The 15,226-nt window shown below is 50.5% G+C and carries 8 protein-coding genes and 1 pseudogene; 2 read left to right on the top strand and 7 right to left on the bottom strand.

The genetic code is table 11. The features are described 5' to 3' along the window. Window positions 1-4: 4 nt before the first annotated feature. From F557_RS0108310 to carA, 5 genes are all read right to left on the bottom strand, one after another. The gene (locus tag F557_RS0108310; RefSeq protein WP_157617794.1) at window positions 5-1,828 is read right to left on the bottom strand and encodes an autotransporter assembly complex protein TamA; all 1,824 of its coding nucleotides are present in this window, start codon (window positions 1,826-1,828) and stop codon (window positions 5-7) included. Window positions 1,829-2,080: 252 nt separating this feature from the next. After that, a complete protein-coding gene (locus F557_RS0108305; protein WP_019001776.1) occupies window positions 2,081-3,427 on the bottom strand; it encodes a CHASE2 domain-containing protein in 1,347 nt (448 codons plus the stop codon). 83 nt (window positions 3,428-3,510) lie between these two features. Continuing rightward, on the bottom strand, window positions 3,511-4,017 hold the full coding sequence (locus F557_RS0108300; RefSeq protein WP_019001775.1) for a hypothetical protein: 507 nt from the start codon (window positions 4,015-4,017) through the stop codon (window positions 3,511-3,513). Window positions 4,018-4,507: 490 nt separating this feature from the next. Further along, window positions 4,508-7,735, bottom strand: a complete 3,228-nt coding sequence (gene carB, locus F557_RS0108285; protein WP_019001772.1) for a carbamoyl-phosphate synthase large subunit — start codon at window positions 7,733-7,735, stop codon at window positions 4,508-4,510. After that, on the bottom strand, window positions 7,736-8,881 hold the full coding sequence (gene carA, locus F557_RS0108280) for a glutamine-hydrolyzing carbamoyl-phosphate synthase small subunit (RefSeq protein ID WP_026297823.1): 1,146 nt from the start codon (window positions 8,879-8,881) through the stop codon (window positions 7,736-7,738). Between carA and F557_RS22240 the strand changes: the two genes are divergently transcribed. Then, entirely contained in the window at window positions 8,873-9,145 is a 273-nt protein-coding gene (locus F557_RS22240) for a hypothetical protein (RefSeq protein WP_157617793.1), read from the top strand. The two genes, carA and F557_RS22240, sit on opposite strands and share 9 nt — an antisense overlap. An 81-nt stretch (window positions 9,146-9,226) precedes the next feature. Here F557_RS22240 and F557_RS0108270 read toward each other — a convergent pair whose 3' ends face one another. Both F557_RS0108270 and glk read right to left on the bottom strand, forming a co-directional pair. Continuing rightward, complete coding sequence (locus tag F557_RS0108270) at window positions 9,227-12,721, bottom strand: mechanosensitive ion channel domain-containing protein (RefSeq protein ID WP_019001769.1); 3,495 nt, start codon at window positions 12,719-12,721, stop codon at window positions 9,227-9,229. Window positions 12,722-13,107: 386 nt separating this feature from the next. Further along, the gene (glk, locus tag F557_RS0108265; protein WP_019001768.1) at window positions 13,108-14,082 is read right to left on the bottom strand and encodes a glucokinase; all 975 of its coding nucleotides are present in this window, start codon (window positions 14,080-14,082) and stop codon (window positions 13,108-13,110) included. Between the two features lie 920 nt (window positions 14,083-15,002). Here glk and F557_RS22960 point away from each other — a divergent pair. Further along, window positions 15,003-15,226 (top strand): annotated as a pseudogene (locus F557_RS22960) (hypothetical protein); the annotation flags it as partial.

The following is a 15,226-nucleotide window of genomic DNA, read 5'->3' as shown; positions in this document are numbered from 1 at the left end:
ACTCCTACAGATCCGGACCTATTCCGAAGTGAAGGTGGAACGGAATGGAGGTCTCTGACACACCGAATCCCAGATCCAGCTTTATGAGGCCGATCTTGGTCACGCAGCGCACTCCGGTACCCACACCGATGTACACTTCATCCTCCTCAAACTTGTCGGGGGCATTGCCGGCATCAATAAACAGGGTCTGCCGGAGATCCTCGATGACCGGAATCTGAATTTCCGCTGATGCCACACTGAGATAGCGGCCGCCCTTCAGGGTGCCGTTGGAGAATGTTTCCGACAGCGTCTTGTAGCCAAAACCCCGGATAGTGGTGTCACCGCCGGTGAAGAAACGGTATGACGGAGGAATTTTGCTGGTGTCGTGGCTGATATTCACCCCTTCGTCGAAGCGCAGAAGGAAACGGGAATTCTGTGTGGGACTGAAAAGCCACCGGATCTGCCCCGTAAGCTGCAGAAACGTTACATCAGAACCGACATGCTCCGAGGCCCCGAACGCCCGGATCATGTAGCGCTGCCCCTCCCGGGGATCCTGCATCGGAAAAAATTTCAGATAGGTCATGGAGCTGCCGATGCCGGTAATCTGGGCATAGCCGCTTTCCATGCCCTGCTTGTAGTCCTCGGTATGAAAGGCCACATAGGTGTCGTACTGCCAGTTCCGCCCCAGCTTCGAAAAGTAATGCGCCGAAGCCTCGAAAATGGTGGAATCGGTGTCGTTGATGTCGTCATAGGCCTGCTGCGCCTGAAAATAATAGTAATCCTTCAGCGGGTCCTTGCGGGGAATGGTATAACGAACCAGCGCCTCCTGTCTTATACGGGAAAGCTTCATCTGCATATTAAGAGAATGCCCGTACTCGTTGATAAGAGGCATGAGCCACTTGACCTGCCCCCGCAGCCCTTCATCGGTGGCGTAGCCGATACCGGTCTCCACAATGTTGAATTTTCTGCGGGTCAGCGTGATGTCCACCGGAATAACATAGTCCAGATTCTCCGGATTGTTGCTTTTACTGATATCAGGCACCACCTCAGCTGACTCAAAATACCCCGTGTCGTAGAGCGAACCGCTCATGGCCGAAAGACGGTTCATGCTGAAATAGTCATTTTCCTTGATGGTTATCAGGGGGGCAATGATATCCTTGTACCGGGAATCCCCCTTGAAGGTAATCTTCCCGTAGCGGTAACGGTGTCCGGAATCCAGCACCAGAAAAATATCTGCGGTATTCTCGTCAGTGTTCACAATAACCGACGAGCTGATAAAATGGGCATCGAAATAGCCCATGGTCAGAGCCCGGCTGAACAGCAGGGATTTTACATCCTCGTAATCGGTATGACGGAACGGCGTATGGGATTTCAGCTTGATATTGCTGAGGCCAAACATGTACAGAGGATCGTTCAGAGCCTCCCCGACCACCACAATATCGCTCCTTCTGATAAACACCGGCTTGCCCTTGCTCACTTTAACAGTAAGCTCTGCCGAAGTGCTTTTCCTGAATACGAGTTCGATTTTCGGGGAATAATAGCCAAACACCTTAAGCGCATTCCGCACCGACTCCAGAATCTTTTCCTCGCTGGAGGCAAAGTTCACCTTTCTGAAATCCGGAAGCGTGCTGAGATAGGCTTCAACGTTTTCCTTAATCTCCCCTTCCAGACCTTTTACCAGGTAGGTGATTTTGGATTCATCGGCCCTGGCTTCGGGGGAAACGCTATCCTGACTGCCAGACTCCTGCTGTCCCGGAGGGCAGTTTTCACCGCAGGAATCCGCCAAAGCTGGAAAACACACAAACGGCATAATGCAGGTCAGAAGAAGTACCGGAAACCTGAGTCCCATAAGAAAACCCGAAATATCTGAAAACACAGGTGCATTATACTGACTTTTGCGGCGAGTTCAAAAAAGAGGGGGGCCGGACAGGCAATAAGTGTGCCGCACATGGAATTCAGGCCAGTCCTCACAAAAGCCCCCGGGGACAGCCGGAGTTTTGGCACTTTCATCCGGAACTGTGCGGGCGGTAATCAGCTGTTACCGACCGGGGTATAATGCAAAAAAAACGGCCTCATAGGATATCAGTCCTGCCGGGGAATTCTATTTTTTGTCGGATGATCTGACATATCTGATAACAGCGGCTGCTCTGTTAATTATCCCGTAGATGCAATTCAGAATTCCCGCCAGCACTATCGCAAACCCGACATTGCAGTAAAAAAAGCTCAGATTATAGATCCGCATGCTGATATACTGCACCGAATAGGCAATAACGATAGTAATTACCAGATTGATGGTGTACGGCATGTAGGCAAAAATAAAGCTAAAAATCATAATAGCGGCCAGCACTATCAGGATATCTATAAGAAAGTGGCCATGACTGAACTGCCCGTTCAATACCATATTAACGACATTGGCCAGAATAACCACACCGCTTACTGAGCCGACCGGAGTTTTATGCACGTCACCAAGCTCTGTAAAGGTGCTTCCCATAAGAACTATCCTGCCTGACAGATCAGGAAAATCATAGGTGCTGTTTATCTGGTCCGGACGGTACAGAACACCGAGCTGGGCCACCCGGGCCTTTTTATCCAGAGCCCGGATATTTTCCGGAAGAAGATAACGGTAAACAATTCTGGAGCTGAGAAGGCTGCTTCCGGATAAAAGATCAGCCAGGGATTCCGGAATGACTTCCGGCACAAAGTCTTCCCGGGCCAGAGCTCTCCGGATATCCCGTTCCGCTCCGGCTCTTTTGTCCGGCGGAAATGAACTGTGAAGAAAGGCCAGAAGCGCCACCGAAAGATGTCCGCTGTCAGAAGCAAGCCATCTGGCCCTTCTGACAACCCGGTCGTCATTTCTCTCCCAGACACCAAAATTCGCAAAAGCCACGCTGTCCGGATATTCCTCAGCCAGACGGTTCATTTCGGGAGTGTTCGGATACGGAATAATAATGATAGAACGGCGTTTTTTCGCTTCCTCCGCAGCTGTCCGGAATCTTTCCAGAAATGCGGCATCATCGTCAAACTGACTGCCGTTCTTCAGAATAACCGGTGCCGGACGCCGGAACACAAAATCGAAAATTACCACAGATGCCCCCCGCCTTACTGCGGAAATCAGGGTATCCGCCACAGCGCTGCGGGGCGTCCAGTATCCCAGAGTATAGCTCTCCCTGTAGTATGTCTCATCAAATTCAATAAGCCTGATATCGGAAGAAAATGATTGCGCTTCGTTTCCCTCAAGAATCGCCCACCGGTAGTTATTTTCAGTCAGCCGGTCATAGGAGCTGTCCAGGGAATAACCGACAAAATCGAACCGTTCGGGAAAAAGGAAGCAGATACTGATCACCGACATCAGAAAAACGTTTACATAAAAAATTGTGCGTCTCAGGAATACCTTCTCTGAAAAAAAGAAATGCACGAACAGCAGCTTTATATACCTAAGCAGTTTCATAGTCTTCCATCCGGCAATCTGTCAGTGCCGCTATTCAAAGTCTCCGAATTTTCCCCGCCAGCCAAACCTCCCCCGTCCTGAAATCAGGGGCCGGGGAGGCGGGGGACGGAACGGTCCATGAGAACAGTGTCCTTTTCCGCACTGCCGGTTCCGCTGTTTCCGGGGTCTTTTGAAGGTTCTTTTGCATGCCCGGGGTTACGGTTTGTTGTCAGGGAGGCCGGCACATTAATCGCGTCTGTTACAGACAGACTCTCTTTCCGGCTTCCCGGTTTCTGTTTCGAGATCCGCACCGGATCGGAAAATTCAAATTCCTGGCCATCGGGAGAAAGCGGCACAAACCTGAGAACAGCCCCCCTGGCCGGAATCACCACATCTCCGAGATAAACATACGACTGAAATTCCGGGGGACATAAAACCGTGCCATTACGATTAATCCGGTAGAGACATTTGTCGTTTCCGTCAAAGCCCCCCTTCAGGTGCTCGACATAGCCAAACGCTTTTTCTGAAGAAGCGGCACTGGCAGCCCCCAGCAGAACCAGAAAAAGTCCCATACCTAAAAAAGAAACGCCAGATCCTGAATTTATGTTCATGCCACTTCTCCTGCCGGATTATTCACAATACCGGCGTTTTATTATCCGTCACCCACGGAAACATGGTATTTACAGCACCCCGGAAATCCCGAAAACACTACCGTCTGCCACCCGGAAGGAAGTCTGAAAAATAAAAAGACGGCAGCTGAAACTGTCAGCGGTTTCAGAATAGGAAACTCGTGCCTGATTCCGACCGGAGCTCCCTGCCATGCAAAGTGCCCAGTTTTCGTCTGCAGGCTGTCAGCTGGGGCACCAAAAAAGGCCGGAGAGTATTCTTCATTTTAAACCTGACAAAAGCCCCCGGAAAAGAAAATTCTGTCAGCAATTCCATGAGTCTCATATTCCGGAGAAAGTCCCGGAAGGCTGTCTTCCGGCGGGGCCTGAAATTCCGGATTCTGAAACGTATCCGGGCGGAGAAAGCAGAAAATGCCCGGCAATTAAAAAGGGCCGTTCCCTTCCGGAAACGGCCCTGATGAAAAGAAATCAGCGCTTATCTTTTAACAAGAGCGTGCAGCTCCTGAATGCTATGCACCTCACGGGTCTCGTCAACATTGTTGTCGACGGCGTCGGCACAGGCCAGAGCAGCCTTGATGGTAGTGGTGTAGGCCACCTTGAACTGCAGAGCGCCGCGGCGCAGAGTCTTGGAATCCTCGATAGCCTGACGTCCCTCGGTGGTGTTGATAATATAGTTATAAACACCGCTCTTCATGTAGTCCAGAATGTTCGGACGGCCCTGGTATACCTTCTTCACAGGACGGCACGGCACTCCGGCTGCAGTCAGCACCTGAGCAGTACCGTGGGTGGCATCAAGCTCAAAGCCTTCATTAATGAGCCTTCTTCCCAGATCCGGCAGGAGATACTTGTCGGAATCACGTACGGAGAGAAGAACCCTGCCGCCCTTGACGATTCTGCTGTTAGCGCCCATCTCAGCCTTGGCAAAAGCTTCAGGGAAGGTCTTGCCCACGCCCATAACCTCACCGGTGGAACGCATTTCCGGTCCGAGGAGCGGATCCACTCCCGGGAACTTGTTAAACGGCAGCACCACTTCCTTCACGGAATAGTACGGCGGGATAACCTGGGCCGTCAGTCCCTGCTCTTCAAGAGACTTGCCGGTCATAATCCTGGCAGCCACCTTGGCCAGAGGAACACCAGTGGCCTTGGACACAAAGGGAACGGTACGGGCAGCACGGGGGTTTACCTCGATGAGATAAACCTGCTCATCCTTAACTGCGAACTGAATGTTCATTAAACCGCATACATTGAGCTCAAAGGCCAGCTTTTCAGTCTGTCTTCTGATTTCATTCTGCAGTTTTTCCGACAGGTGATACGGCGGGAGGGAACAGCTGGAGTCACCGGAGTGAATGCCGCACTGCTCGATATGCTCCATAATGCCGCCGATAACACAGTGCCTGCCGTCGCAGACCGCATCCACATCTACCTCGGTGGCATTGTCCAGGAACTTGTCCAGAAGCACCGGAGACTCGTTGGAAACCTTTACGGCCTCCTTGAAGTAGCGGCGGAGATCGATTTCATCATAAACAACCTCCATGGCCCGGCCACCCAGCACGTAGGAAGGACGCACCACCAGAGGATAGGTGATTTCCTGGGCCTCGCGCACCGCTTCCTCCAGGGAGAAGGTGGTGGCATTCTTAGGCTGCAGGAGATGGAGACGGTTAACGGCCTGCTGGAATCTTTCACGATCCTCGGCCCGGTCAATGGAATCAGGACTGGTGCCGATGATAGGAACGCCAGCCTTTTCCAGCGGCAGTGCCAGCTTCAGCGGGGTCTGACCGCCGAACTGAACAATAACGCCCTCAGGATTCTCCACGCGGACGATTTCCAGCACATCCTCCAGGGTTACCGGCTCGAAATACAGTCTGTCAGAGGTATCGTAGTCGGTGGATACGGTTTCCGGGTTGCAGTTGACCATAATAGTCTCATAGCCGTCCTCGCGAAGCGCCATGGCGGCATGAACACAGCAATAGTCAAACTCAATACCCTGACCTATACGGTTCGGGCCGCCGCCAAGAATCATGATCTTCTTCTTGGTGGTTTCCGCAACCTCGGATTCCTCGTCATATGAGGAATACATATAAGCAGTGGTGGTGGCGAACTCGGCGGCGCAGGTATCAACCCTCTTGTATACCGGAAGCACGCCCAGGCGGTTGCGCAGCTTGCGAACCTCACGCTCGGAAACACCTACCAGCCGGCTGATGCGGATGTCAGAGAAGCCCTTCTTCTTGATAAAGCGCATGAACTCCTCGTCAAGACCGGAGAAGCCGGTTTCGGAAATCTGGTGTTCGATTTTTACCAGCTCCTCCACCTGTACCAGGAACCAGGGATCGATATCGGTGAGTTCGTGAACATCATCAAGACTCATACCGGCACGGAAGGCATCGGCCAGATACCAGATGCGGGCAGCTCCGGCATCCTGAAGCTCGTGTTCAATACGGGCCTTGGCATCCGGGGCCTTAAGATCAATTTCCGGATCCAGACCGCTCTTCCCGATTTCAAGACCGCGGAGAGCCTTCTGCAGAGATTCCTGGAAGTTGCGGCCGATGGCCATAACCTCACCGACGGACTTCATCTGGGTAGTGAGACGATCATTGGCCTGCGGGAACTTCTCAAAATTAAACCGGGGGATCTTGGTAACCACATAGTCCAGGGTCGGTTCGAAGGAGGCCGGGGTACGGTCGCCGGTAATGTCATTGCGAAGCTCGTCCAGGGTGTAGCCCACGGCCAGCTTGGCGGCAATCTTGGCAATCGGGAAACCGGTAGCCTTGGAAGCCAGAGCTGAGGAGCGGGAAACCCGGGGGTTCATCTCGATAATAACCATGCGGCCGGTCCGGGGATCAATACCGAACTGCACGTTGGATCCGCCGGTCTCCACTCCGATCTCGCGCAGCACCGCCATAGCGGCATCGCGCATTATCTGGTACTCCTTGTCGGTAAGGGTCTGTGCCGGAGCCACAGTAATGGAATCGCCGGTGTGAATACCCATGGGGTCAAAGTTTTCGATGGAGCAGACGATAATGCAGTTATCATTCTTGTCCCGGACCACCTCCATCTCATATTCCTTCCACCCGATCAGGGATTCGTCAATGAGCAGCTCGTGAGTTGGAGACAGATCCAAACCGCGGTTGCAGATCTCCTCGAATTCCTCAGGATTGTAGGCAATACCGCCGCCGGAGCCGCCCATGGTGAAGGAGGGACGGATAATGCAGGGGAAACCTACCACGCTCTGCACCTTCCAGGCCTCTTCCATGCTGTGGGCAATACCGGCCTTCGGGCAGCTCAGGCCAATCTTTTTCATAGCCTCGTCGAAACGGTCTCTGTTTTCGGCCTTGTCGATGGCATCGGCGGTGGCGCCGATCATCTCCACGTGGTACTTCTCCAGCACTCCGTGGGTTGCCAGATCCAGGGCGCAGTTAAGAGCCGTCTGGCCGCCCATGGTGGGCAGAATGGCATCGGGACGTTCCTTATCGATGATACGCTCCACTACCTGCCAGTTTATAGGCTCGATATAGGTAGCGTCGGCCATCTCCGGATCTGTCATTATGGTGGCGGGGTTGGAGTTTACCAGAATAACACGGTAGCCTTCCTCGCGAAGAGCCTTGCACGCCTGGGCTCCCGAATAGTCAAATTCGCAGGCCTGACCGATTACGATAGGACCGGCCCCCAGAATAAGAATACTCTTGAGATCTGTACGCTTGGTCATTTAATTCTGCCCCTCACGATATTGTTTGATAAGCTCGACAAAGTGATCAAAAAGACCGGCGACATCATGAGGCCCCGGGCTGGCTTCCGGATGTCCCTGGAAGCTGAAGGCCGGCTTGTCCTTGCGGCGCATTCCCTGCAGAGTGCCGTCAAACAGCGCGATATGGGTTACCTCGAGGCAGTCCGGCAGGGTGTCCATGTCCACGGCAAAGCCATGGTTCTGGGACGTGATGGCTACGGTTTTGTCAAACACATTCTGCACCGGCTGATTGGCACCGTGCTGCCCGAACTTGGTCTTAATGGTTTTGGCACCGGAAGCCAGTCCAAGGAGCTGGTGCCCGAGACAGATCCCGAATACCGGAACACCGCGATCCAGAATTTCTCTGATGGCCTCCTGAGCGTAGGTGCAGGGCTCCGGATCCCCGGGGCCGTTGGAGAGAAACACCCCGTCAGGATTCATAGCCAGAACCTCTGACGCGGGAGTAGTGGCCGGAACCACGGTAATACGGCAGCCGCGATCGGCAATCATGCGGAGAATATTGCGCTTCACCCCAAAATCATAGGCCACTACATGGTAGGGAAGATCCTCGGGATTCTGCTTTTTGTATCCGGAACCGAGACTCCAGGAGCCTTCAGTCCACTCGTACTTTTCCTTGCAGGTAACCTCTTTGGCCAGGTCCATGCCCTTGAGGCCGGGGAACTCCCGTGCCCTTCTGAGAGCCTCTTCCTCGTCAAGATTCTCTCCGGCCATAATGCAGCCGTTCTGGGCACCCTTTTCCCGCAGGATACGGGTAAGCTTGCGGGTATCAATGTCGCAGATACCGACAACGCCGTGATTGGTGAGATAGTCGGAAAGAGGAGTCTGGCTGCGGAAATTAGAAGCCAGAAGCGGCAAATCTCTGATTACCAGCCCCTGAACCTGAATATCAGGCGATTCTTCATCTTCGGAATTACAGCCATAATTGCCAATATGAGGATATGTAAGTGTTACGATTTGCTTGGAATAGGATGGATCAGTGAGGATTTCCTGATAACCGGTCATAGCGGTATTAAAAACAACCTCACCGACAGCACAGCCCTTAGCGCCAAATGAAACACCTCTGAATACTGTGCCATCTTCTAACACCAGTAATGCAGAATGAGTCAAGATGACCTCCAGAATTACTATTTTTACGGAAAACTGCAAGGCATGATTTTGCATGAAAAAACACACGCAAAATCAAAGTTAAATTTTGAGCATTTTATACTATCGGCAAAAATTATCAAGAAATATCACAAAATGAGATCCTGCCGACAGCTTTTAATTGATTTTTTAGCTTTTCTTCCAAAAACAGAATTCCGCTTTCCGAAAATCAGCTGTTCCATCCTCCGGCAGGCACAAAAAATCGGGACGGAGACTGCGGGAAAATGAACCGGAACCAGATCCGGACCTCGCTTCCCCTGCTGTCCGGACCACCGCCGTCCGCCCGGTAATAACAGCACCTTCCGAAACTCAGGTTCTGCCTTTTGCAGACTCCAGACTGTCAATCCGGATCTCCTGGCCATCCTTTACATTCTTGACATAAACGTCGACCTGATTAAAGGCGATTTCGATATTGTGCTCTCTGAAGGTTTTCAGAATATCGCTGTTCATGGTATCGATGCACGGGTAGCGGTCCCCGGTTTTTCTGGTGAAGACATAGAATTCCACGTTCAGATTGCTGTCCCCGAAGCTCATGAAATACATTTTCGGCTCCGGATCCCGCATGACATAGGGATTTCTCCGGGCAATGTCCATGAGAAGACTCCGCACCTGATCCATGTCGGAATCGTATCCCACTCCCACTTTGACTGCCACCCTGGTAACAGTGTCCATCAGGGTCCAGTTGGTGAGAGCGCTCGTTATGAGCGCGCGGTTTGGCACTACATATTCCTTGTGATCAAAATCCATAATGGTGGTAGCGCGGATACGAATCCTGCTGACAGTACCGCTATGATCATTGATAGTAATGATATCCCCGATGCGTACCGGTCTTTCAAACAGCAGAATAAGACCGGAAACAAAATTGGCAAAAATCTCCTGAAGACCGAAGCCCAGACCTACCGAAAGAGCCGCCACCAGCCACTGCACCTTATCCCAGCTAAGTCCCAGTGTGGTACAGACAAAGGAAGCATCCACCGCTATCAGCAGATAGGTGATAATAGTGGTAATGGAATAATTGTACTTCCTGAGAAGCTCCCAGTGATTGAAAAGAAGCACCTCCATTACTCCGGGCAGGTTCTTTATGACGATGGTGCCGATACCCAGAGCATATATTACCAGCAGAATATCAAAGGCCGTAACCGCCTTTATGGCCTCGCCGACTCCGATACTGTATACGGTGAAGTTTTTCAGATAATTTGTTACGGTGAAAAGATCTCCCCAGAAGCTGAGCAGAATAACCACCAGGAGGAGCAGGAATATGTGATCCACAATGGTTACGGTCTGCTGACTTACCTGATAGGCACTGATTTCATCCTTCTGCACCATAAACAGGGAGTCCTCATCATCGTCATCCGGACTCTCATCTCCGCCGGCCCTCCGTCTGAGGCGCTCCTCATTCCACTGTCTCAGACGATTCTTTATGGTATACACCCGGAAGGTTCTCTTCACCAGGCTTCTTAAAAGATCGTACCCCATAATAATGAAGAGAGAGACGATTATCCTTTCGCAAAGCAGCACCGCGGAATAGTAATACCCCATAAAGGTTATCACCATCTGGGTAACGCACAGCACCAGAGCCACCGCGATAATAAACTTCTTCCGGAAAAGCACCTCCTTCCTTCTCAGGCTTATGATCACGAGACGCAGGAATTCACAGGACAGATAGGCTGATATCAGAAACAGAATCAGCTGTCCCGTAACATCGGAGGTAAATATATTCTGGGTATTGATCCGCCACTGCACGGTAATCCAGATGGCACATACGCAGATAAAAATATTCCGGTATCCGCAGTAGAATCTCCGGTCATAGGAAATATTGAAGAGCCTTTCGTTGAGGCCGCCCTTGCGGTATATTCTGAGAAAAAATGTCGCTCCCGCAATCAAAAGCGCCAGCCCCCAGAGCGTTTCATAAAAATTATGGCCGCCCAGAAGCTCCTGGGTAACCTCATCCCGGAATTCCGTTACCGAAAGAAGCGCATAGCCAGCGATAGCAGTAATAAGAAATACCAGAAGCGCTTGCATAAAATCTGCCAGAACGGCCAGTGGCGCATCGCCGTAGCCGGCCTTTCTGGGTTTTACCAGATTGGCAAGAATCTCAGCCTTGCGGGTGTTCAGCTTCCATCCCGCCCAGAAAGACACGATAAAAGCGAGAATCAGAAAACCCAAATTAATGCAGGATGGCACGGAAGGAGCAATCAGTCTGACGTTCACAATATAGTTCATCAGCATGAAATCCCTGTTTTCAACCTTTTCCTTAAAGTTCTGGATCCATTTGCGGCCCAGACTGACGTTGGAGGGATTCCAGAACAGGGCGCTCTTGATCTGCTGGTTGAGACCGGAGCGGATTCTTTCATAGATATCGTGATTAATCTGCAGATTGGTGGCATTGCGGGTATTGGTATTGAGAAGAACATTAAGCTCCGAAAGAAGCTTCATCCTGATGTCCAGATGCTTCTTTACCAGATTCTCAATTTCGGGATTCTTTATAAATTCCGCCTGATTCTCCGCGTAGATTTTCTTTCTTAAGGCATCCAGTCCGTTAAGATCGTTGCGGTTGTTGTATATCATCATCCGGCGGTCTGAAAGATTGTCGGTAAAATTCTCCGGAAAATCTATCTTCCGGTAATAATTGGTCTGGGTCAGCAGAATCCGGGCCAGATTCACCGTTCCCTTGAAGTAGGCAATCTGATTCTTAAGATCCTCGTCAAAGCTCTTGGCCTCGGCAATCATCTGGGAGAGTGTGGCGTTATCCGCCTCGTAGACAGTATTCTCCCGGTTTACTAGCTCGATATCCTCCTGAATCCGGCGGTTCATTTCCGCCAGCCGTGCTACCACCGGATAATCCTTGGCTCCCGAAACCTCTTCACTGGCCTCTACCATGGTAGAGCTGAGCTGCTTCCGCCGCATTTCGGCATGGAAAGACTTAGTCTTTTCCAGAAACTCAGTGGCCGCGGCCAGAATTTCCTGACGATAGTTAACCCCGATAGCCAGATTTTTATAGGAAATCTCGTAATTATTAAGAATAAACTGGGTAACGTTGATCTTTGACGAACAGCTGGCATTCTGAGCCTTCAGTCTGAGATAGCGGGACGGGTAGGCATTGCGATCCAGCTCTCTGAGCAGATTGGTGTTTTCCTGGATCTGATTGCCCAGCTCTCCGATTTTTGCAGTAGAGACCTCTATATAGCTGCTGGAATTGTCATAAAAGTTCTTCACCCTGCTGTAGGCAGTCTGCGCACTTTCCTTCTTGGAAGTGTACTTGGCAATCAAAAGGGCCAGATCAGCGTCGGAAATCTTATTGTTAAGGAGCTTCTTATCGGCTTCAAGCTCCTTAAAGAACTCTTTGTTTTCCCTGAGATAACGGTTGTTCTTCGGATCCATGTTGATAAAGGTATAGACCCACTCCATGGTTTTTACATCACTCAGAATCTCCTGATTGTATTTTCTGATTTCCTGATAATCCTCGAGACTCTGAAGCTGCTCCGGAGTTATGCTGCCGTCTTTCTCCTTTTCCTGAAGATTCCGGATAATTTTATCGATCTCCCCGACAGAAACCCCTATTTTGGAGGGATCATTCGGATCGACATCACTGGCGACAACCGAAATGTTTTTATCTTTTTTGCTTCCGGGAACATCTCCGGCACGATCAGCAGCATCAATAGAGAGTGCCGCATGCTCCGGGTCTTTTTTCGTCTTTGCAGGTCTGGTGCCGGCGGCAAAGGATTCTAAAGGAACAGCAGACAGACAGACAATTATGGTTAGTGCCAGCACTGCGGCATATCTGAAAAATTTAATCTTGGACATAAAGCAAAAAACGTAACAAACAGTGTCTCAGAGTTTCGGGATTAGTCCGGGAGAAAGCCGGGGCCACCGATTCCCCGCCCGGAATCTGACTGAAATATAGCATATCGAAACCGCAAAATACACCTGTCCCGCCGGAAATAATTCCCGGAAGGCGGCCGCAGCAAAGACACCGAAAAAAAAACGCGGTGAGACCGCTTTATCCGGTCATCAAGCCTTCCGCCAGCAGCAGAGCCGCGTCCGTAACACTCCCGGGGGATAGGAATCGCTAATGCGGAGCACCGGACACACAAAAAAGAGGAACTGTCACAGACAGCCCCCCTTTTGATTAGTTCATTCTCCGGAAAAGCTGCTGCGAGGCCTCTCTTCCGCTAAAACGAGCCCCGGAATCAGGAAATTCTGATCCCCAGAGCCTGTCTCAGGTAGGCACCGGCACCGATAAGTCCGCAATACTTCTGGGTAATGACATATACCGGAATCTGAGAAAGGTACTTCTTGAAGCGCCCCTTGTCCTCAAAGGCCACCCGGAAGCCGGAATTCTTAAAGAACTCCAGGAAGCGAGGCACAATGCCGCCGGCAATATAAACACCGCCAAAGGCACCCATGTTAAGAGCGAGGTTACCGCCAAAACGTCCCATCATAACGCAGAAAAGGCTGAGAGCACGGTGGCAGTCGGTATCAGGATCGTCACGGAGAGCTCTTTCAGTTACATCCTTCGGTTCCAGTGCTTCCGGCTGTCTGTTGTCAGAAATGACAATAGCCCGGTAAATATTCACCAGGCCCATGCCGGAAAGCAGCCTCTCAAAGGAAACATGTCCGATCTCCTCGCGAAGCACAGCCAGGAGAGAATCCTCCTCCTCGCTGTTGGGTGCAAAATCCACATGGCCGCCCTCACCCGGAACGCTTACCCAGGTATCCTTAAAATTGAAAAGATGTGCCACGCCAAGACCGGTACCCGCACCGTATACCACCACCGGCTTGTCCTTCAGGGGCTCCTCACCGCCAATCTTCACCAGGTCATCGCTGCCCAGCACCGGAATAGCCATGGACTGGCCGGTGAAATCGTTGATGATCTCCAGATGATCCAGCTTCAGATTGGCCTTCATCTCAGAAATATAGAATTCCCAGGGATTGTTGGTCATCACCACATGATCGCCGGTAATGGGACAGGCAATGGCAATACAGGCGTCCTTGACCTTGATATCGGCATGATTGCCAAAGTACAGCCTGATTACATCCTCAAGGCTGGAGTTTTCCAGAGCGGAAAATACCTCAACATTGCTAATCTCACCGTTTTCAAGATTGCAAAATGCCAGGCGGGCATTGGTACCGCCTACATCTCCAACCAGAGCAAAATTTGCCATTTTTATAAACTCCCAAATCTCAACTTAATAAAACCGGACTGCAAAAAAAATTCATTCAGGACTCACTTCTGCTCTTGCTTCTGAGCCGGCTGAAAAACTGGCACGGCATACCGCAAGGAAAACAGAGAATCTCTTCGTTAATTCTGCTTATTATGTTACATAAACGGCAAAAAGTAATGAAATTTTTATAGCTTTTTTGTGAGATTGCAGGTGATGCTGCAGACTCGGATATTCTGAAAACATTTTCAACCCCAAATGCTTTCTCAGGAAACTGCAAAGCAGGTACCGGACATAAACAGAACCATTATTGCCGCCGGCAGATTTATCTGCATGCCCCCGGATCTTCAAAGACGGATTTTCCCCCGGGGCAGGCACGCCGGAATCAGAAAGAGCTGCTAAACACTCTAATCGGAACAATACGCGGAAAAAACTCTGACCGCCGTGGAATTTAATGCACGGGTTCCCTTTTATGTTTTCATTTCACTGTGCGGCGTTATCAAAATTTCAGCATTTTTATAAAAACTTCCAGCGCCATCCGAAAAAAAATTACAAAGATGTGCCACAAACAGCAAATTTTCTTCAAAAAGATGAAACCGTTTTCTATTGCCGTGGTACAATATAAAAGTGCCGCGAGAACCTTTTCAGAACGCTCAAAATTTAGCCAGAACGTCCTGTAACCGCACGGCCGGCACAAAGAAATCAAGCTGATAAAAATGCAGAAAGGCTGTAGTTTTGTTTCAGATAATACTGTCATACCTGAAACAAAACCCCTGACAAATGAGAGTTAAGAGGACTGATTGATGAATTTTTGTATTAGGTCTTAAACCTTCTTTTTATGGCTTCGGGGATTCTTGACAAAAGTGCTGGTGAATCCGTACCATATCGCACACAAAAATCGGGATGTGCTGAAGGAATTTGCAATGGAAGCGAAGATCACAAATAACAATCTTCCTGCTAATCAGCACGATACTGACACTTCCAAACTGGACAACCTTTATTCGTTAATCGAAAAACTTACATCAACCATTCAAGAGCAGACCTCAACCATTCAAGAGCAGACCTCAACCATTCAAGAGCAGACCTCAACCATTCAGAAGCAGACTTCAACCATTCAGAAGCAGACTTCAACCATTCAGAAGCAGAC

Source organism: Succinimonas amylolytica DSM 2873 (genome assembly GCF_000378405.1).
Classification (GTDB): Bacteria; Pseudomonadota; Gammaproteobacteria; order Enterobacterales; family Succinivibrionaceae; genus Succinimonas; species Succinimonas amylolytica.
The sequence above is the reverse complement of the archived record's forward strand: the minus strand, read 5'-3'. Positions and strand labels throughout refer to the sequence as shown.

What these genes read in the sequence shown, in the direction of transcription:
- F557_RS0108310 (WP_157617794.1), bottom strand. Translation starts at nt 1,828, where the DNA reads ATGGGACTCAGGTTTCCGGTACTTCTTCTGACCTGCATTATGCCGTTT.
- F557_RS0108305 (WP_019001776.1), bottom strand. Translation starts at nt 3,427, where the DNA reads ATGAAACTGCTTAGGTATATAAAGCTGCTGTTCGTGCATTTCTTTTTT.
- F557_RS0108300 (WP_019001775.1), bottom strand. Translation starts at nt 4,017, where the DNA reads ATGAACATAAATTCAGGATCTGGCGTTTCTTTTTTAGGTATGGGACTT.
- carB (WP_019001772.1), bottom strand. Translation starts at nt 7,735, where the DNA reads ATGACCAAGCGTACAGATCTCAAGAGTATTCTTATTCTGGGGGCCGGT.
- F557_RS22240 (WP_157617793.1), top strand. Translation starts at nt 8,873, where the DNA reads ATGAGTCAAGATGACCTCCAGAATTACTATTTTTACGGAAAACTGCAA.
- F557_RS0108270 (WP_019001769.1), bottom strand. Translation starts at nt 12,721, where the DNA reads ATGTCCAAGATTAAATTTTTCAGATATGCCGCAGTGCTGGCACTAACC.
- glk (WP_019001768.1), bottom strand. Translation starts at nt 14,082, where the DNA reads ATGGCAAATTTTGCTCTGGTTGGAGATGTAGGCGGTACCAATGCCCGC.